This window comes from Rhodanobacter sp. A1T4 (genome assembly GCF_014207185.1).
In the GTDB taxonomy this organism is placed as follows: Bacteria; Pseudomonadota; Gammaproteobacteria; order Xanthomonadales; family Rhodanobacteraceae; genus Rhodanobacter.
Window position 1 is genome coordinate 471,764 of the sequence record NZ_JACHCP010000003.1, and the last position, 20,752, is coordinate 492,515.

At 57.6% G+C, this 20,752-nt stretch carries 12 protein-coding genes and 1 pseudogene; 11 read left to right on the forward strand and 2 right to left on the reverse strand.

All coding sequences use genetic code 11. The annotated features are described in order from the left end of the window. Position 1 precedes the first annotated feature (1 nt). The 6 genes from HDE80_RS08395 (at position 2) to HDE80_RS08420 (ending at position 10,376) form a co-directional block, all read left to right on the forward strand. Positions 2 to 841: a DotU family type IV/VI secretion system protein gene (locus HDE80_RS08395; protein ID WP_184669812.1), complete on the forward strand. Its 840-nt coding sequence runs from the start codon at positions 2 to 4 to the stop codon at positions 839 to 841. Continuing rightward, complete coding sequence (locus HDE80_RS08400; RefSeq protein WP_184669814.1) at positions 838 to 4,815, forward strand: type VI secretion protein IcmF/TssM N-terminal domain-containing protein; 3,978 nt, start codon at positions 838 to 840, stop codon at positions 4,813 to 4,815. The genes HDE80_RS08395 and HDE80_RS08400 overlap by 4 nt, the downstream gene beginning before the upstream one ends. 28 nt (positions 4,816 to 4,843) lie before the next feature. After that, positions 4,844 to 6,043 (forward strand): type VI secretion system protein TssA, encoded by a 1,200-nt coding sequence (gene tssA, locus HDE80_RS08405; protein WP_184669816.1) that lies wholly within the window; start codon positions 4,844 to 4,846, stop codon positions 6,041 to 6,043. Positions 6,044 to 6,756: 713 nt separating this feature from the next. Next, the gene (locus tag HDE80_RS08410) at positions 6,757 to 8,175 is read left to right on the forward strand and encodes a GNAT family N-acetyltransferase (RefSeq protein WP_184669818.1); all 1,419 of its coding nucleotides are present in this window, start codon (positions 6,757 to 6,759) and stop codon (positions 8,173 to 8,175) included. A gap of 114 nt (positions 8,176 to 8,289) precedes the next feature. Further along, positions 8,290 to 9,345 carry a hypothetical protein gene (locus HDE80_RS08415; RefSeq protein ID WP_184669820.1) on the forward strand — a complete coding sequence of 352 codons (1,056 nt, stop codon included), beginning with the start codon at positions 8,290 to 8,292 and terminating at the stop codon, positions 9,343 to 9,345. Between the two features lie 41 nt (positions 9,346 to 9,386). Next, on the forward strand, positions 9,387 to 10,376 hold the full coding sequence (locus HDE80_RS08420) for a hypothetical protein (protein WP_184669822.1): 990 nt from the start codon (positions 9,387 to 9,389) through the stop codon (positions 10,374 to 10,376). 166 nt (positions 10,377 to 10,542) lie between these two features. On the opposite strand, the gene HDE80_RS08425 is transcribed toward HDE80_RS08420, so the two are convergent. Further along, positions 10,543 to 11,124 carry a TetR/AcrR family transcriptional regulator gene (locus HDE80_RS08425; protein WP_184669824.1) on the reverse strand — a complete coding sequence of 194 codons (582 nt, stop codon included), beginning with the start codon at positions 11,122 to 11,124 and terminating at the stop codon, positions 10,543 to 10,545. A 680-nt stretch (positions 11,125 to 11,804) separates the two neighbouring features. Here HDE80_RS08425 and HDE80_RS08430 point away from each other — a divergent pair. The 5 genes from HDE80_RS08430 (at position 11,805) to HDE80_RS08450 (ending at position 20,317) form a co-directional block, all read left to right on the forward strand. Then, entirely contained in the window at positions 11,805 to 12,779 is a 975-nt protein-coding gene (locus tag HDE80_RS08430; RefSeq protein WP_184669826.1) for an AraC family transcriptional regulator, read from the forward strand. A 674-nt stretch (positions 12,780 to 13,453) separates the two neighbouring features. Further along, positions 13,454 to 18,073, forward strand: a complete 4,620-nt coding sequence (locus HDE80_RS08435; protein WP_184669827.1) for a YadA-like family protein — start codon at positions 13,454 to 13,456, stop codon at positions 18,071 to 18,073. A 14-nt stretch (positions 18,074 to 18,087) separates the two neighbouring features. Then, positions 18,088 to 18,960 (forward strand): OmpA family protein, encoded by an 873-nt coding sequence (locus HDE80_RS08440; protein WP_184669829.1) that lies wholly within the window; start codon positions 18,088 to 18,090, stop codon positions 18,958 to 18,960. 38 nt (positions 18,961 to 18,998) lie between these two features. Next, positions 18,999 to 19,466 carry a DUF4019 domain-containing protein gene (locus HDE80_RS08445; RefSeq protein ID WP_184669831.1) on the forward strand — a complete coding sequence of 156 codons (468 nt, stop codon included), beginning with the start codon at positions 18,999 to 19,001 and terminating at the stop codon, positions 19,464 to 19,466. A 44-nt stretch (positions 19,467 to 19,510) separates the two neighbouring features. Then, complete coding sequence (locus tag HDE80_RS08450) at positions 19,511 to 20,317, forward strand: hypothetical protein (RefSeq protein WP_184669833.1); 807 nt, start codon at positions 19,511 to 19,513, stop codon at positions 20,315 to 20,317. Between the two features lie 2 nt (positions 20,318 to 20,319). Here the strand turns inward: HDE80_RS08450 and HDE80_RS08455 are convergent. Further along, positions 20,320 to 20,608 (reverse strand): annotated as a pseudogene (locus tag HDE80_RS08455) (IS3 family transposase); the annotation flags it as partial. Positions 20,609 to 20,752 lie beyond the last annotated feature (144 nt).

Genomic DNA, 20,752 nt, shown 5'->3' on the forward strand with positions numbered 1-20,752 from the left:
GATGGCGACTGCCAACCCCGATCCTGCGCGCAGTTTTCTGGTGACCCGTTTCGCGGGTTTCTATGAGGAAGTGGCGCGGATAAAGGTCGCCGTTGAGAAAGGTGAGCTTGCACGGTTGTTGCAACCGGATTCGCCTCTCGAGCAGATTGCGCCAAGCGATCAAGCTGAACGTGTTGCCAATCGATTGCTCGCGATACTGGATCGCCAAACGCGCGCGGTCGCTGCTGTCGCTACCGAAGCGGAGATGGAAGCCTATCGCCGCACACGCTACATCATGGTCGCGCTGGCCGATGAAATCTTCATTCTCAATCTTCCGTGGGATGCCGCAGAATATTGGCCGAAGTACCTGCTCGAATACAGCGTCGCACACACGCGTATTGCCGGACGGCAGTTCTTCCTCTACGTCGAGGAATTGATGGGATGCCGTGACCGCACGCCATTGGATGCGGATTTTGCGGCGGTATTGCTGCTCGCGATGCAGCTCGGCTTTCAGGGAATGTATCGCGGAAACGATGGCCGTGACACGCTCAGCGGATATCGAAGCAAGCTTTACCCGATGGCGAGTGGTCTCACTCTCGAAGATCGCCGTGGCCATATGTTTCCACAAGCCTACGACTACACGGTGGTATCCGATCGCGACAATACGCGGATAGCGCTCGCACCATGGGTAAGGGCGACGGTGTACGGTGCGCTCGGCTATCTGGTGCTGTCATCGCTGATCTGGCTGGCGTTGACGTGGTCCTTGCTCGGCGTGATAGATGGTGCAACACATCAAAACTGCGTCATGAAAAACGACAGCATGGTATGTCGTGTCACGTCCGGATCTGCGAGCACCCAATGACCCCCGTGTTCGCCGCCAGCCTGATTCTTGCGGCGATCGCCTTTGTCCTTGTTGCGTGGCTTCTGTGGCGATCGCGTAGTACCAAGGCGGTGCAAGGACCGAAGCCAGCTGTTGCCACTGCACCGGATAAGCCTTCGCGATGGGTGAACGTGCGCAACGCGTTACGGCGCAGCTATCAGACGATCGATCGCGCGGTGCGTTATGTAATGGCGCGCCGCGATTGGCGTTACCGGAATTCATGGCTATTGCTGATGGGCTTTTCCGGTGACGGCAAAAGCAGTATTGCCGCATCGATCCCGCAGGATCTCGAGCGTGCGTTGCAACGACGCGATGCAAAAAACGAAGCTTTTTTAATAACGGCGGTTCCCAATTCGAAATGGCACTTCCTGGAAAAAGGCATTCTGATCGACCCGAGTTGCAGCATCGGGACGCCTGCTGCGGCACAAAACACTGATGCACGCTGGCCGGACATGCTGGCGAACATCGATAGCTTGCGACCAGACCGCGCGCTGGACGGCATCGTCTGGGTGATCTCCGCGGCTCGTCTGTTGGCTGCCAGCGATGCAGAATGCGCCGCGCTGGGTCGCTACGCGTTTGCACGTATCAACGAGATGCAGGATGCGTTCGCCTTTGCGCTACCCGTCTATGTGGTGGTCAGTCAATGCGACGCCATACAAGGCTTCAGCGCGTTCTGGACCGTGCAGGACAAAACGTTGCGTGGCGAAATGGCGGGATGGTCCAGTCCGAGCATCGACGATAACGGGCTGCCTTCAGAATGGGTCGGCAAGGCTTTCGACAAGCTGATTGACGGTTTGCGCGCATTGGTGCTTAACGCAGCAGCCGTAAAGGACGAGATTGATGACGTCGATGACTTCTTCTTGTTTCCGCGTTATATGCGCACCTTGCAAACATCGGTGCAGGCATTTCTGGAGGTATTGTTCAAGACCAACAGCTATGAAACGCGTGCGTTTTGCCGTGGCGTTTACTTCACCGGCGTGGTCGCCAGCGAAAAAGCGACGAGCGTGGTCAGCACTGCCCGCAAGGATGTCGCTTTCATCCAGGGGCTGCTGGAAGACAAGGTATTCGCCGAGCGAGGACTCGCGCAACGCACTCAAAAGGGTCTGCTCGCGCGCAATCATTTGATACGGCGGCTACAGATCGGTTTGATTTTTGCCAGCATTTCGCTTGGCATAGCGTTGCCGTGGAGTGCGTCCCAAGTTAATCAACGGGCACAGGCGTTGCGCGATACCGTGGTGAATATTTCGGTCAACAGCAAGACCCTCAGTCAGCATAGCTGTCTGGATGAACAGCGCGTCTACCAGCTCATCACGCAAGTCACCGCGCTGGATCAACGTACGCGCTACATAGCCATTCCGTTGTCGTGGATCGACCGCCGTATCAATAGCGGCATTACCAAAGTCATTTCCATTAATGCATTGCAACAAGTCGTGTTGCCGTCATTGTCATGCAAGCTGCAACAACGCATCGACATGTTGTCAGCGACTACCCTGAACGTTGCTGCGTTGCAATCGGCACCCGATGCGGCCTACGCAAATGACCGTTTGCAACTCAAGCGACAGCTGGCTGATCTCGGCACGCTGGAGGAAAACCTCGATCACTTTGCTGCCATCGCTGAACCTGGCTTGCAAGTTGAAAAGCGTCAACTTCTTCTCTATTTCGGCGCGCTTTGCGAATACGCCTATGGTGACCCACTGCCGGCGAATGCATTGAAAGAGGACGGAGCACTCGCTGACGCACTGGTTCCTGCGACGTACAGCGATGAACCGAAAATCAGCGCGGCGTTACGCACTCAGCTGGTGGAAAAGTTCGACAAGATGGCCGCCAACGCACAGGGCGACTTGCTCAAGCGCATCGGGGAAGGCGTGCCGCTGCTGGCGTCATTGCAAGCCGCAGCCAATACACCACAAGAGAACAAGCCACCGATACTGCCGCAGCTGCGCAACTTCAACAATTGGCTGAAATGGGTTCGCGGTGCGTGGTTGTTATCGACGCCGACCGAAAACCCATGTACGCGCATGAGCGATGAGGTCAAGCCTGGCATCGAAACGCTGATCAGCAAATATCATTACGACGCGAACCTGCTTGCCACGCTCGATCATTTCAATGTTGAGCAATGCTATCAGCCGGTGGTCGATAGTTTGCGTAGCGCGACACTCGCACCTTACAACGCATTGTTCTCCGTCAATCCGTCCACACAGGAGTTGGATGGTGTAAGCCCAGGCCTCGGTAATGAAGCCACTGGCTTGAATGCGCTCGCTGACGTCGATTATATGCAGCTGAAGTCGACGCAAGCCTATAGTTGCAATGGTGCTGGTGCAGGATGGCGCAGCGGCACTTTCAGCGAAGTGCTTGGGGAAGTACGCCAGTATCAGACATTCGCAAATCTGCAAAAGACAGCGACGCTGGGGCCTGCTCCCGCAAACGATCCGTTATACGATCAGTTGGCGCGAGCACAGTTGCAAGTAGCGCTCGAAGATAGCTTGGCACGTAATCAGCGCACGCAAGTCAGCGAAACGGTCGATGCGGGGCTGGATGCAACATCACAGCTCGATCGCGAACTATCGACCGAGAGCGTCAACGTTTCCTCCTCAATAGGTCCGTTGCTTCAATCCTTGCGCGGCTTCCGGCAATTGGGGCTCGACAATCTCGCGGGCGAGGTCAGTCAATGCGCGCAGAACTACGCATCAAGCATGCTGCTGGATGTGTCGGAACTGGTGTCATCCAGTCATTTGTATGACCCATCCGTCCAGGACAGCTCCGATGATTCCGCAGTAATCTTTGATCTCGGTGCCACTCCGGTTCTGCAAGGTTATCTGGATCAGCAACTGGCGCGCGTGCAGGTGCTGTCCAGCTATGCGGCGCCGTTCGTGACGTTGTTGAAGGGCTCCAATGGCGTCAACAACAGCATGCGTGCCAACACGCAAACGGATGTGTATTGGGGGAATACGATCAGTGAATTGAATCGAGCCGTTCAGTTCGCCGATCCCGCGGGGCAAGTGGGTCAGCTCAATGATCTTTTCCTCAAGCAACTTTCTGCAATGAGCTACAGCAATTGCTCGAACACGCTAAATGGGTATATAGCACCAGCGATCGGCAATGACCTGTTTTCGCTGCGGCGCCAGGCCGTGGTGCAAATCGCGCAGACCGCCTGTTCAAATCACGGGCTGGATAATTCCAATCTGCACTATGTACGGATCGGCATGTTGTTCAACAGCCAGCTGGCTGGTCGTTATCCGTTCGGTCCGGCAACCTCGCATGAAGTGTCACTCGCGATCGTCAAGGCGTTCTTCGTTTATTACGCAAAGGAAAAGCCCGAACTGGAAACGTGGCTTGCGACGGCCACTAGCGACAAGGCTAAGCGAATGAAGACGTTTATAGATCAGCTTGACACTGTGCAGTCTTTCCTCAGTGGCAATCTTTTGGCCATGCCACAGAGTGCGCCGATCACCGTCGATGTGGGTTTCCGCGCATTGCCCGCCAATTCGCCAAACAGCGATCAGCTGATCGCATGGGCCATGCGCAGCGGTGACAACACCATCGGCTGGCCCGGTGCCACTACTCGCGTATTGTGGAATTTTGGTGATCCAGTGTCGCTGGATATGCAGTGGGCAGACCGCTCGCATTACACACCGTTGCCGGACCCAGCTCAATCGGACCTGACGGTGAGTGGTTTTCATGCGACGTTTCAGGCTACGGGGTCATGGGCGCTGTTGCAGTTGCTCGATCTGCACAAGTCGAATGCCAGCGCCTCCAACGCACTTGATTCCAATCTCCAGTTATTGCAGTTCCAGTTGCCGCTATTGACCAATGCCGATGTAGCGCGCAGCCAGGGCAATACCACCAAGGCGCAGTTCTATCTCACACTGAAATTCGCCGCCCCCGATCCGGTCAGCAAGGCTGTTGTGCCGCTTTCTGTGCCGATATTCCCGCGGGAGGCGCCTGTTTTGTGGTGATTTCCATCAATCGCAAGGAGTTCCGCTCATGAACATGCCTGCATATGTGATGCAAGGCGACGATACGTTGCCGCAAGGACATGTCGCCAAAGCTATGGATGATAACGGCTATTTCAAGCGTTACTTCGATACGTCGCTGGAAGCGCTGCTGGCGCCACTGGACGGTGAGCATCCAACCGGGCTGCCTGTACGCGGCACGATGATCTATCGCATGGTGGAGCAGGCACGCCGCAGCGACGACGTGACGCTGCCGATGGGCTCGTGGGCGGTGGATCTGAAACGTGCGAACTGGCCTAAAGTTTCGACGATGATTGTCACCGTCCTCAGCGGAACCGCCAAGGATCTGCAACTGGCGTCGTGGCTGCTCGAAGCGGAAATCCATCAGCGCGGCTTTGCGGCGATTGCACCGTGCATCACTTTGCTGCACGGACTTTGCGATCAGTGGTGGAGCGCATTGCATCCGCAGCCAGACCACGGCGACTACGATGCGCGCATCAATATCGTGCAATGGGTGAACGAAAAGCTGCTTGCTACGTTGTCGCTGATACCGTTGGTGAGCGAAGGTGAACATCGTGCAAGCTGGTCGCAATGGGAATTGGCGTATTACAACGAGCGCCTGATTGCGGTGCATGGGACGTTGCCCGAAGAAGCCCGCGACGCAGCCACGTTGGAAGATTTGCACGTATTGCTAGGCGTCATAAAGCTGGATATTTTGCGCGGGCGTTATGCCGAACTGACTGACGCACGTACGGCGATTGCCGACTTCGAGGAAAACTTGCGTATCCATCTGGGATACGAAGCTCCGTCGTTGGGCAAGCTCGACGATTTGCTGGTACATGTCCAGGCGCCCATCCGTGGCGAAATTGCCCGACGAGGCGAACCGCTGGAATATTCAACGGTCGCCACAACACCCGATGACCGCATGTCGGATGTTGCGGCCGTAGCGCATGGCGGCGCAGATGACCGGCATGCGCAGACGGAACACGACGACGAAGCTTTTACCGATCGTGAAAGAGCCTATCGGGCTCTGGCTGACGTCGCCGACTTCCTGCTTCAGATCGAACCGCATAGTCCGGTTCCTTATTTGATTCGTAGGGCAATCGAATGGGGCAGTCTTAACGCCGCCGAGTTGTATTGCGAGGTTTTCCAGAAGTCTGGCGGTCGGATCGATATCGTCGACCTGTTCGGTATCGGTGGACAACATGAGTCGCGTCAGGAGGGTGCATGAACACGGCACAGGCATGGACGCCAGCAAGCACCGCTGTTTCCGAGACGAATAAGCTTGGCGATGGCATCGAATTCACCGAGTTTGCACAGGCCATGCATGCACCGTCGCTCACCGTGGATGCCATGGCAACGCCTTGTTTGGCTGACGCATGGGCGAAGGCGATAGTGGAAGTTTGGCAGCTTGAATATGAGGCAAGCAGCCTCGATCCGGAACAGCCACTTTACGTGCTCGATCTGAGCCCCGGCAGCGGCCATTTCGCACGACTGATTTTGCAAGCCTTGCGCGAGCATATGAGTCGATCCGATGCGCATACACACAACTTGCGATACCTGGCTTGCTTTGATCAGGAAAGCATCGAGGTGGATTGGATCGTTGACGCAGGCTTCGCCGGCGATGAGGGAATTGACACTCTGACGTGGGATCCTTCGTGCGAGTCAATGAACCCGGTGCCACCGAGTACGCAGTACAACTATCGATGGAATGCGGCGGGCAATCCCGTCGCGGTGCTGGCGCTCGGATATCTACAGCGCCAGTCTGCCCAATTGCGCGCCGTGCACTACGGTCAATGGCTCGAAGGGCGCGTATGCATAACGGCCAGCGATGCATTGCATTACGACGTCAACTATCAGTGGGAAGATATTTCCGGAAGCAACGATATGGCGTTGCCCGAGTCACTGCGACAACGCTACCTGCGCACGTTGCAAAGCGTGTGCGTGCTGATTCCCGATGCAGGCCTGCGTGCATTGCACTGCATAACAAAGATATCCGCTGGCAGATGTTTTTGGCTGGCTGCGGATAGGGGTGTAATGAACGAAACGCAATTGCGCTGGGGTGCATCGTCGCCGCCCGCGCAGTGGCAACGCTCCGGTGTCGCGTTGCCAGTCAATTTCCACGCGCTCGCCTACGATCAGATCAGAGAAGGCGCATGGTCAAAGCATTGGCAGCTTGAAGATGTCGGTATCGTTGTGCAGGTACTCTGGCGCCACGATGGTATCGATGTTCCGCCGGTATGCTACCAAACGCTCGCAAGACTGCTCGGTGCTTACCATCCCGATGAAGCGCTTTGCTGTCATGAGATGGCATCGGCTTTGCCGATGGAAGCGTCGCCCGCATTGCGCTTGACCCTCATGCGCGCAGCAGGTTACGACCCAAGAGTACTGCGTTCTACATGGTCGGTTTGGGCTGAAACACCGCCAGAATTTTCCGATGCCGAGCGTCAAAGTTGGCGCGATGCACTGCCGTATGCGTGGAAGTATTGTCCACGCTCAGGCGATGAATCGATGTTGCGCCATCAACTCGCTGTCGTTGCGACACACCTTGGGTTATTTCAACTTGCCAGGGATATCTTCGCGTTCGACGCCAACGCCAATTGCGTCGCATGGTGCGATGCGATGTGTGGTGATCTTGAGCGTGCATTGGAACGTTTAAGCGGGCAGGCTGATGCTGATGACTTCGCGATGTTGTTGCATGAAGAGTTCGCTGCCCGTGCCGCACACTGGCGGACTTTGGACTGGTATCACGCTGCTTGCGCACGCGATGGCGATCTCGCGCTCGAACCGCTGGGCGCTGAGCACGTGGATGCTTTTTTTGACCAGTATCGCGACCCACAAATAGGAATACTCACAGGGTTACCTGATTTCGAGTCGCCTGATGCGGTGCGTGCGTGGATCATCTCACGAGGCAACGACGCCGGCCGTGCGAGCTACGCCGTGATGCATGCTGATGCAGGGTTCGTCGGTGTAGTCAGCCTGCATGCCAGTGAGGGTAGCGGGTATTTCTATTTCTGGATTGGTTGCGACTATCAGGGACGTGAATACGGTCGCCGTGCGGGACGACTCTTGCAATTGCAGGCAGCGGCATGGGGTGTCCCCTATCTGTTTACCTCAGTCTACACAGATAACCAGCGCTCTCTGGACGCGTTGGAGTCGCTGGGGTTTCGACGCATGAACACCCGTGCAAAGCCACCAGATGACGAGTTGATTTTTATGCTTTGCGAGCTATCCGATGGCATAGAGAACCGGGTGTCGCAAAGCACGGTGAATCGCCTGGCGAATCTTCTGATAGCGACGGAATCGCATCTCGTTGTGGACTCTGCGACGTCAGACGTCGGCACTTTGACCATGACTATCTGAGGCAATGACCTATGCCAGGTAAAAAGAAGGTCAAGCGTCTTTAGTCGATGAAATGCATTCGCATAACGAAAGCGATTGGTTCGACAACAAATCGTCAACGAAAGGATCAGGCGCATGGCTTCAAATCCGAAGAAACGACCACGTGATTCAACGGCGTTACCGAAAAGTGCCCCGCCGACAAAGCTGCATGCCTCGCGAATGCCCGCGCTCAAATTTCCGCATGAGGCTTTCAATAGCCAACAGATGGCTGCAGGCCAAGGGCGGAAGTTTCACGAATTTTCCAGTTTCTCACTGGCAAGCAGTGCCGATCGGGACAAATACATCAAGGACACCGGTCTAAAACGCATCAGCACGACGCAAAATTGGGGAATCCCCTCTGGGCCTCCGAGTACACCGTCGCTTGAGGCGCCGAGAATGTATCGATCGCGGCGGGGTTCGATCAGTGGGCTTGCACCGATGCCGGATGGCTCCGTTGGAGGGTGGCGTCTGCACTCGCTGCCGACTTCCGAAGCATTGCGAAACCAGGATGTTTCGGACAGCACGGAGTTCGCCGATGCTTACAGCAAACGGGCGAAGATTTTGACCAAGCCAATATTGAATAGCCGAAACAAGGAGCAGACGGTCAATGCGGTTCTTTCGGATTTCGGAAAAGTCCGCTATGACACCAGCCAGAAAGCATTTCAATTCACCGATGTAACGCACGCGATGGGCGTTTCCGGTAAAGGCATGAACAACAAGACTAGCAGTCCACCCGAGGAGATATACGCACCGAGCATCTCCGTATCCAAGGCTGATGGTAAATCCGGCACGCCTGCGCAAACGTATCACTCTGAACCCATGGCAATAACGCTCCATAACGGCGCCCGTACAACGAAGCTTGAAGACGAGTCGGGCATGGTGGGCATTTTCGCAAGTATTCCCAACCAGGTATGTTTTCAGTGCGGGCGCATGTTTCAGGAAAAGGTAGGCAAGAATGCCGTAATAACTGGTGTTCCGGGTCGCCCTTTCGGCGGCCAGATCGAAGGAGATACTTTCATGGATTTAAGCAAAACAACCGTGTCACGTGCCGCACCCATGACGGAGTTGGAGGGAAACAGTAAGAACGCTTCGGAAGTAACGTCCATTTACGAACATCACAAAAGGACGCATGCAATCGCCATGAGTGATTGAAGCAATGATGCGGTTCCGCAACCAAACGAGGCTAACGGTATATGGATAATTCAAAGCCAAAACGCGGCGGCTCACAAACGGATATGGGGCTGTCCATGTTTCACGCCGCCAAGGCATCCGGCACGATGGCTGACATGGCTCAGATGGGAATTCGTAAAGAAAGCCAGAAGCGAGCCGAATCTAAGCGGATAGGTGATGTTACTGGTCAGCGTAAGGCAGCACGGAACATGTTTGTACAAGCCGTCAAGACGGTCATCCATCGGAATCGCGAGCTGAAAAATCTGGGCGGCCTGGTCGCGAGTGCGGATGTACGAACCTTGCCGAATCGCACTTTCTTCTGGAGTGGCGACACACAGGATTCATCGGGAAATACCGTCAAGAGCGCGATGGCGACCGCCCAGCATCTCGCCCAAAAGTCGAGCGGAAGTACCGTTGAGATGACACCTGGTGGAAAGCTTCTGGATAACTACGCTGGACACCCGAACAGCTTCAATTACCTCAAGGAACGCTTTCAGTACACCACGTCGGCAAAATGGAAAGAGCCCCAAGCATTACGTGAAAGTCTGATTACCAAAGGTGCAACAAATGCGGGCCGGGATGTTCGTCAGGAAATGGATGCTGGCTTATTCGATCGCTTGACCACGACAGATAAAGCAGGGAAAAAATATGGTCCGTTGGCACGCCCGGGTTCCGCTGCGGGCGCCTTATGGGATGTTGTTTCCGTCCGTTTTGCCAAGCAGGCAGTCGGCAGGGTAGATGTAATCCACGCTGCACCAAGCACTGATCCCTATTTCAAGAGCAACACCTTTCAAGACAGTACATGGATTACGAAAGAGCAGCCCACCTTGAAAGATCAAGGTAGAACAACCATCACCGAGCGCTTTGCGGAACACTTGCAGGGACATCTGCAAGGACCAAAGCATACGGGACTGCCAGATTGGTCGGGAACAGGGGGATTCAGAGGGAATTTGCGTACGCAGACGAGCGGAAGCTTGACGCCTGGAGTGCAAAAACCGCGCTCCAAGCTTTAATTGTCGTACATCAGCTAACTGAGCCTTTCAATGATAAAGATGACAGGGGTAAAGGAGGGATAGCGATCCAGACGCTGTTGCATCTGGACGCGAGCGCAGTTTGTTTCCGAAGTGCTATATGATAATCATCATATTAAATTTCAAGCGAATGCCAACATGGTTGCTCTCAGGCACAAGCAGGGACGAGGTGCTTCAATGCCGCTTTCAGCAGCGCGTCGGAAAGTTTGGGGTCGTCGACAGCGCGCGCCATGACCAATGCGCCAACCATCGTGGCTGCAGTGACCAGCGCGTGCTCATGCGCACCGGGCTGCCCCCAGTCGGGCGACTGACGGGCAACGACATCGATCATTTCCTTGATGCGGCGCGTGGCGGCTCGCCGTACCTCGGGCGCCTGGCGTGGCATCTCCGAGCCGAGGGCAGCAACCGGGCAGCCCATTTCAGGGCTTTTAATGTGCTCCTTCGATAGATAGGCGCGCAGCAGCGACTGTAATGCTTGTTCCGGCTGCACGCTGGCGGCGATGCGCGATGATGCGGCGACGGCCTCCGCGCCAGCGCGATCGGCTGCTTCGGCAAGCATCGCCTCGCGTGAAGGGAAGTGAGCATAGAAGCCACCATGCGTGAGGCCAGCCTCCTTCATGATATCGGCGACGCTGGTGCCGTCATAACCACTACGACGGATGGCGCGCGCGGCGGTTTCGACGATGCGTTCGTGCGTAGCTTCTTTGGATCGGGTAGCGGTTCTTTTCATATGACGTACATCATATATAATGTAGCACCAAACGCAAGACTGTATCTCCGCCTATACCAATCGTATTTGACGATAGCTCACTAGATGGCCTTCCATTCAGCGATCCACTAAAAGCCAAACTGGCTATCGCTCAGCCTTCAGCATTGGTCATTCGGCGGTTCATTACAGGGTCTTCACGACGATCTCTCGGAAAAAAAGCAAATGCGATTAGTCGCAATCGCAACTCTGCTTCGATCAAAAAGAGGAGGGCGTTGGGGCCGCAGCGTATGGCACGAAAATATAGTGACGCTGGTCGCACCTTTTCGCTATACGCCTTTTATGCATGCACTAGTCTTTCATAAGATCGATCTAAAGCTGCAAAGCATTCGGATTGGACACTCAGCGACCACGGGTGGTTGGATGTCGTGTGTTTCGGGAAGTGCAGGGCAGCATGGCTTTACATGCAGATGCCTATAGCGGGCAGCAGCATGGCTCTACACGCAGATGTCTATAGGGGGCATCGGAAGCAGGTTTCAGCAAATTCGTAGGTCGAACATCCCAGGCTTCGGCGCAGGGCATCATGTCCAGTCGTTGCGGGGAAGTGTTTGCCTCACGTGAGCCGAGTCCCGCAGTCGAACTCTTCGGTGACTCTTCGAGTCGTGATTGCGTGCGTGGCGTAACGGAATGACGGAAGCCCGCCTATGTCTCCAATTCCGACCGATTCGTTCATGCCGTCGCGTGGCCTGGATGCCATGAATCAGCTGTTCGACCAATGTAAGTTCGAGGCGGTTGCGCTCAGGGGGAGTGGATTGCGCGGACTATCCGGCAGTCGCCTGCACGCCGGTGCGTCGCTCTGTAGTTTCGTGTTCGATTTTCCGTGTCACGGTCGTTTTCCAGTGCCGCACGGCAACTACCTGCTTTGCCACGTTCATCATGCAAGCCCGGAAAGTTGGTGCACCGGTATGCCGTTGCGCTCAGGCACAACCGTGATCGGGCTGCCCGGCAACTCCTGCGAAATGATGCTAAGCGCACATTCGATGGTCAGCGTATTGATGGCTCCTCTACACGATGGTGTCATGCGCGTCCTCGAAAGAAATCCGGTTTCGTTCGGCTTGATGGGCCACCGGTTTTCGATATACGGGCCGGAGTGTCTCGCCGGTACACCTTGGGGGTTCCGCTGCGAGTCGGCGTTCCATGCGCTGGTTTGTACACGAGGTGGTGAAGGCAACGCGGTGGGTGAAGACTTCTTTGACGCCTTGCTCGATCCACGCGTGCTGGATGATCTAGCGGCCCGGCCGCGTGGTCCGGTGTCAAATTTCGGTCGCCACCGGGCGCATTACCGTTCCTTTCGGCGTGCGGTGGATTTCATGCGTGCGAACTTGCAAGACGATATCTATCTCGACGAACTGGCGCGCTCCACTGGAATGAGCGAACGCGCCTTGCGCTACGCCTTCGCCGACCTGCTTGGCGTATCCCCCGCGCGTTACCTCGCCTTGCTCAGGTTGCATGAAGCCAGCCGGCGGCTTTCTGCTGCAGGTGTCGGCCGTCTTTCCGTGAAGTCGGTGGCGATGAGTTGCGGCTGGTGGGATCTGTCGCGTTTTGCGGCTAACTACCGGCGGGCCTTTGACGAACATCCCAGCGATACGTTGATGCGCGCTTGCGGCGTCGCTTGCTGAGATACCGCACGTAGGTTGGGCTGATCGCGAGCGAAGCCCAAAACATCGTACCTTCCCGGTTTACTCATCCGCACAAGTGCGTGTCATCCCATCTATGGCCACATATATGGCCATAGATGGGATGTCGGTATTCGCTTGCGTGCAAACCAATCGGAGTGCGACATATCGCAAACGTGCGCTCCGACACACCTTGCCAAATTTGCTTAGCAATTGCCGAGTTCGCGTTGCATTCGCGCTGAATTTGCCTGTTGTGTCACGCAAGCTTCCGCTTCAATGAAACCCACGCCGGACGATGCTTGTGGGAGAGCGTCGTTATCGCGCAGGCACAGGGAGTGAAGAGGGTGATCATGCGCAATTTCCATCTTGTCGATACCCGTGCCGGGACGCTTGTCCCGGTATCTGCACAGTACTCGAGCGCAGCTGCCGGCACCCGCATGCGTTTCGTTCCAATAGATGGGTCATCTGACGTGCATCGACCGAATGGGAGCTGCTTCCACGCGCGTGGGCGGCCTGCGTCGGCACGTCGACACTGACGTCATGCGCGAGAGTTCGTTCCCTGAGATAAGTCTCAGATCTTTTGTTTTTGTGGGGATTTTTCGACACGATTTTTGAACCAGCACCGGGACGGCCCGCTGCTCTTCCAGCGCCCGTGAAACCGGGTTTCGGAGAAGTCTATGAACAGGATCTATAGCAAAGTCTGGAATGCTTCGTTGCATCAGCTCGTGGTGGGTTCGGAGCTGGCGACATGCCGTCAGGGCACCGCCGTCGATCGACGCGGCGTGTCCAATCGTCCACCCCTGAGCCGTATTAGCGCGAGCGTTCTGACTGCGCTGATCGCGCTGGGCTGGGCGGATTGGGCCAGTGCGCAATCGGTGGATTGCACCGCGTCGCCGTACAATGCCTACAACAGCACCGCGTCGTGTATAGGTTATGGGGCCACCGCCAGTGGGGTCGGAGCCACGGCGCTGGGTTCGATCTCCAATGCTTCCGTATTGGGTGCGACCGCAGTGGGGTACGCAGCCCAGGGTACGGGGCAGAACGCTGTAGCCGTCGGTTTTCAAGCCTATGCCTCGGTCATCAACTCCATTTATATCGGAGCGCGTTCCGCTACCGGCACTGGCGCGACTGCGGGCGGAGCGATTGGTATCGGTACCGATGTGACGGCTTCCGCTGCGAATGACGTAGCGATAGGAACGCAATCCGCTGCGAGCGGTACGCAATCGGTAGCTCTTGGCTATGTGACGAATGCGGTCGGTGCCAACGCCGTAGCTTTGGGTGCCGGAGCCAATGCCAACGGGCAGGCGGCCACTGCCCTTGGCAGTAACGCTATTGCGACTGGCCTCAATACCGTCGCCTTGGGGCCCGGAACTGCCGCCACCGCGCAGGCGGCAGTTGCACTTGGTGTCAACTCCGACGCGACGCAGGCCAATGCCGTTGCCGTAGGATCGGGCGCTATATCCAATGCGACCTATGCAACCGCAGTGGGTTCCGGCGGCACCACTGCTGCTACGGCGGTGCAGGCCACTGCTGCTGGCGCGGTCGCGCTCGGCGGTAACTCGACCGCGGGCGCCGTGGCATCGGGCGTCAATGCTATTGCCATCGGCGCTCAGTCAACCGCAACGCAATCCAGCGCCATTGCGGTCGGTCTGCTGGCGAATGCTACCGCGGCCAATGCCATTGCAGTGGGAGCCGCGGCCAATGCAACGGCCGGCGAAGCGACTGCCCTTGGGTATGGATCAGTCGCCAATGGCACCGGAGCCACCGCGCTTGGTTACATCAGCAATGCAACTGGCAATGCTTCGCTCGCTGTGGGCTATAACAATTCCGCCAACGGCACCCATGCGATAGCCATGGGTTTTACTTCGAACGCGACCGGACTCAATGCCACGGCGATAGGCGGAGCAGCCAACGCCAGCGGAACGGGAGCAACGGCCTTTGGCGTTAACTCCGTGGCAAACGGCACTTCTACAATTGCCATCGGCGAGACCGCCAATGCCTCGGCAACGAACGCTACGGCGATCGGCAATGCTTCGAGTGCGCTGGCTGCATCCACGGTGGCTATCGGCGATACAAATACCGTCGCTGCCACGGCCGGCGCGGGTTCCTTCGCTGGCGGACAAAATTCCCAAGTGCTCGGCGGTACGGGTGCGGTGGCCATCGGCCAGGGCCAGGTCGCCAACGGCAACGGCGCGGTAGCGATTGGCGATCCCAATAGCGCCATCGGCAATGGTGCCGTTGCCGAAGGTGCGAACAACACTGCCACTGGCAATGGTGCAGTCGCCATTGGCAACGGCAACGTCGGCAATGGTCAAGGCGCGGTGGCATTAGGCAATGCCAGTAATGCAACAGGGGCAAGCGCCATTGCTCTTGGCGATACGGCGGCCTCCAGCCAGACAAATGCTGTTGCATTGGGCGCCGGTGCGACAGCGGGTGCGCAAGCAGGCGATGTGGCGCTGGGTGCAGATTCGACCACCGCGACTGTCGTGGCGACGACGGGCACGACGATCGGCGGCACGGCCTACACCTTTGCCGGCATCTCGCCGACCAGCACGGTAAGTGTGGGTACGGCGGCCAGCCCTCGCACGATCACCAATGTGGCGGCGGGTCGCATCAGCGCAACGAGTACGGATGCTATCAACGGTTCGGAACTGTATGCGACGAACCAGGCGATCGATAGCCTCGATACGTCGCTTTCCGGCCAGCTCACGCATTACTACAGTGTCAACGATGGCGGCACGCAGCAGAGCAACTACACCAATAACGGCGCGACAGGTACAGATTCGCTCGCGGCAGGCGTAAATGCCTCCGCTACGGCGACGAATGCCGCGGCGATCGGCTTCGGCTCGCAAGCGTTAGCGGCGTCGACCGTTGCGATCGGTGACAGCAATACGGTGGCGGCCGGATCGGGCGCCGGCTCCATCGCTGGCGGCTATCAATCGCAAGTATTGGGTGGCACCGGTGCGGTGGCGATGGGCGCGAACAACACGGCCAATGGTAATGGCAGCTTGGCGATTGGTGACGCCAACACGGCGACCGGCGATGGCGCGATAGCCTTGGGCAACGCCTCGTCCGCAGCGACGATGGGCAGCCTGGCTATCGGACAGGCTGCTACAGCAACCGATCAGGGGACGATCGCCTTGGGCAGAAATGCAAGTGCAAGCGCTCTCGAAGCGATTGCCATAGGCGATCAGGCCGTCGCTTCGGCTCAGTCGACGACTGCATTGGGCGTTGCAGCCCAGGCAACGACTTTCTCGGCGACCGCTATTGGCAACGATGCGCAAGCCAGCGGGATGTTTTCAACCGCTTTGGGTGAACTTACCGCGGCGACTGGTGTAAGTTCGACTGCCTTGGGAGTAAACGCGACAGCAACAGGCAACAGTTCTGTGGCACTTGGCGACTCGTCCGTAGCAAACAATGCCGGTGACGTGGCACTGGGATCGAACTCGACGACGGGAGTGGCCGTTGCCACGGCCAGCACGACGATCAACGGCACCACATACAACTTCGCCGGTACCACCCCCACCAGCACGGTAAGCGTGGGCAGCGCCGGCGACGAGCGCACCGTTACCAATGTGGCGGCCGGTCAGATCAGCGCAACCAGCACGGATGCGATCAACGGTTCGGAGCTGTACGCAACAAACCAGGCGGTCGACAGCCTTAGCACGACCGTCACCAATGGACTGACGCACTATTACAGCGTCAACGATGGCGGCACGCAGCAGGCCAACTACAGCAACAACGGCGCGACAGGTACGGATTCGCTCGCGGCAGGTGTGGCGGCATCGTCCACGGCGACCAACGCCTCAGCGCTGGGCTACAACACGCAGGCGACGATCGCCGATAGCGTGGCGCTGGGTTCGCAGTCGGTTTCCGATCGTGCACTGACGCCGGCCAGCGGCACTATCGGTGGCACGATCATTCCCTACAACACCACGGACCGTACGCTGCTCGGTGCCGTATCGGTAGGCAGTTCCACCACCTACCGACAGATCACCAACGTGGCCGACGGCACGCAATCAAACGATGCGGTGACGGTGCGGCAGCTCACTGGCGCGCTGACCTCATTCGCCACAACCACGACCAAATATTTCCACGCCAACTCCACCGACCCCGACTCGCTAGCGGCAGGCAATAATTCGATTGCGGTAGGCCCGAACACCGTGGTCAACGGCGACAACGGCGTTGGCATGGGCAATGGCGCGCTGGTACAGCAGAACGCACCGGGTGGTGTAGCGATCGGCGAAAACGCCACGTCGAATCTGCAGGATTCGATCGCCTTGGGCACGAATGCCACGGCGAGCGGCATCCAGTCGATTTCCATCGGTGCGGGAACGACGACCGCCAATCCCACCGATGTGGCGCTGGGGGCAGGCGCATCGGCCTCGGCGCAGGCCGGTGACGTGGCCCTGGGGGCGAACTCAACGACCTCGACCGTGGTTGGCACGAGCAACGTGACGGTGGGCGGCACTACCTACGCGGTAGCGGGCACGGCGCCCACCAGCACGGTAAGCGTGGCCAGCGCCGGCAATGAGCGCACCGTGACGAACGTGGCGGCGGGTCAGATCAGCGCCACCAGTACGGATGCGGTGAACGGCTCGGAACTGTATGCGACCAATCAGCAGGTGAGTGCCAACACCACGGCGATCAACAATCTCGACAACACGGTCACCAACATTTCCAACAACTCCAGCAACAAGTATTACTCGGTGAATTCCACCGGCAATGCGGCTTCCTCGACGGGGTCGAATGCGGTGTCGGTCGGTCCATCGTCGTTGGCCTCGGGCAACAACAGCACGGCTGTCGGCAGTGGTTCGACAGCGAGCGGCAACAACTCGGTGGCCCTGGGTGCCGGTTCCACCGATGGCGGCCAGTCGAACGTGGTGTCGGTCGGCTCACCGACGCAGCAGCGGCAGATCACCAACGTGGCAGCGGGCACCGCGCCCACGGATGCAGCGACTGTCGGGCAGGTGAATGCCGGCGTCCAGACCGCGGAGAACTGGGCGCAGAACTACACCAACCAGCAGCTGGCTGGTCTCAATCACGACTTGAACACCGTGGGGGCGCGTGCCAATGCCGGCGTGGCCTCGGCCATAGCGATGGCGGGCTTGCCGCAGGCTTATCAACCGAACCAGAGCAGCGCGGCGGTAGCCCTTGGTTCGTTCCACGGTGAGGCGGGTATTGCCGTCGGTCTGTCGACCATTACCGAAAGCGGCCGCTGGGTCTACAAGCTCAATCTTAGCGACGACTCGCGCGGTGATGCGGGTGCGAGTGTCGGCGCGGCAATGGTCTGGTGAGGAGAGATAAAGCCATGATGACAAAACACTGCAAATCCGCCGTATCGAGCCAGCGCCTTGTGCTGGCGTGGACCCTCGTGCTTGCCTGCCTGCTGCTGGACGGATGCGGCAACGTCAGCCAGGGTGTCGCCAAGGATGGTTCGGGCGCGCAGCAACTGGTATGGCCTGCGCCGGGAGATGTCACACCGATACATCACGGCGGTACCTTTCCCGAGCTTGTCGCCTTGCGTGCCGTGCATGCCGGCATGAACAAGCAGCAGATTGCCTTGCTGATCGGTTATCCGCACTTCGAAGAAGGCATATGGGCGGTGCACGAATGGAACTACGTGTTCAACTTCCGCGATGCCGATTCCGATCGCGTCACCGTCTGCCAGTACAAGATTCTGTTCGATCAGGAAAAGCTGGCGCGCAGTTTTTACTGGAAGCCGGAGGACTGTTCGCGCTACCTGAATCCGCGTGTAAATCCACCGGTTGCCACGGTGGTCAGCAAGACGACGGAGCAGGTCACGACGCTTTCGGCAGATGCCTTGTTCAAGTTCGACCGTTACTCGCGTGCAGACATTACGGACGGTGGGCACACGCAGCTCGATCGTCTGGCTGAGGCGCTACTGGCCGAGCAAGATCACATCGTGCGCATCCGTGTGTTGGGATATACCGACAGGCTCGGGAGCGATGCTTACAACGAGACCTTATCGCAGCGCCGCGCCGATACCGTGGCGGCCTATCTCGTCGAGAAGCACGTGCCATCGGATCTGATTGGGACGGAAGGCCATGGCAAGTCCGATCCGGTGGCGCAATGTCCCGACGATAAATCACGCACCAGGTTGATCGCATGCCTCGCGCCAAACCGGCGTGTGCTGGTGCGCGTAGAGACGCGCGGTGGCTGATGCCGCCGTGCTCACTCAGTTATAAGAAAGGTGACGCCATGTTTAGAAAAAGTCTCTTGTCCGTTGTGCTGTGCACGGGTGCATTCGCGGCTTACGCGCAATCTTCGTCACCGGTGGCTCCAGCAGCTCCACAGCCCACGCCCGAACAGCAACGCCAGAATCAGCAAATGGAACGAGCGGCGCTGCAAGTGATCCAGATGGTTGATCAGAAGCAGGCTGCCCAGGTATGGGATGGGGCTTCTACCGTCACCAAACAGATCGTCAGTCGCGATGCTTTTGTACGAGGGGTGGATGCCGACCGCAAAACCGTTGGTTCACCCGGGGCACGTAATCTGGCCTTGCTGACGTACAGCCAGTCTGACGGCAGAAAACTTCCGCCGGGCTTGTTCGCCAATGTCGCTTTTGCCACGCACTTTGCCAATGAAAAGCAGCCGGTGCGCGAGTTGATTTCATTCCATCTGGACAATGATCACGTATGGCGTGTGACCGGTTACAGCCTGCGATGACGTGCATGGATCTTTCGGCCTGAATAAGAGCTCAAGGAAAAACCATGCTTGACCCCTCAGCGCTGCAATCCATGAACGTATTGTGGGCCACGCCCTGTTATGTCTCGGCAGTGTCCATGCACTATGTCACCAGCATGTTCGAGCTGACCCATGAAGCAACGCGGCTTGGGCTGAGGTCTTCGTTGCACATGCGCGCAGAAAGCTTGGTAACCCGAGGAAGAAACGAGATCGTAAAGTTTTTCCTGATACACCCGGAATACACACACCTGTTCTGGATCGACGCGGACCTGGCGTTCCAGCCCGCCGCCGCTATGCGCCTACTGCTCTCCGATCACGATGTGGCCGCAGGGGTCTACCCGATCAAGCGCTTCAACTGGCCCGCACGGGGCCTGCCGGAAGGCACCACGCAAGAAGCCTTTGAGACGCTCTACACGGACTATCCCTTCAACGCGGTCAACCACGGCACCGAACCCTTGCAGAAGTTCATAAAGAACGATGGCTTTGTGGAGGTTGCCGAGGCGCCGACAGGTTTCATGGCGATCAAGCGCCAGGTCTTCATCAAGATGATGGCCCACTATCCTGAGCTGAATTATGTTCCGGATGGACCGCCCAATAATCCGGAAAAATCCTATTACTGGCTGTTTTTCGACTGCATGATAGATCCGGACACGCGCCGTTATCTCTCCGAAGACTACGCCTTCTGCCATCGCTGGCGCCATATCGGCGGCAAGGTGCATGCCGATATGCATTCCAATCTTGGTCACCTGGGGCAGCACTTGTTTCATGGCAACCTGGCCGAAAGCATCCGCTTGCGGAACGGGCCGTTGGTATCGATGTGCGAAGTGCCATAGGATCGAACCAGGCTAGGGCGTTTCGTTATGCACAGCATACGGGCCCTTCTTGCGCTTATACGGCGGCGCACCTGCAGCTTGGCCAGCGCATAGAGCCGGTCCACCCGTTTGTGATTGACGATCAGGCCGTCCTGACGAAGCTTCAGGTAAATCATGCCGGCACTGTAGCGGCGATGCCGATGCGCCAACGCGATGATGCGCTCGCGCAACGCCCCATTGCGATTGCCTCTCATAGCGCAGCGCACTGGCACTCATGCGCACCACACGCAATACCCGGCGTTCACTCAATCCGCTGTTCTTCATTTGCCACACCGCTCATCGTCGTACCGGTGTCGCTTGAACCGATTGGTCATCCGATAAGTGCCTACTGAAATCAGCTAAGAAGGGAAAATGCCGAAAATCAACCTTCTCACGGAGACGAGTCAGGCGTTGAGT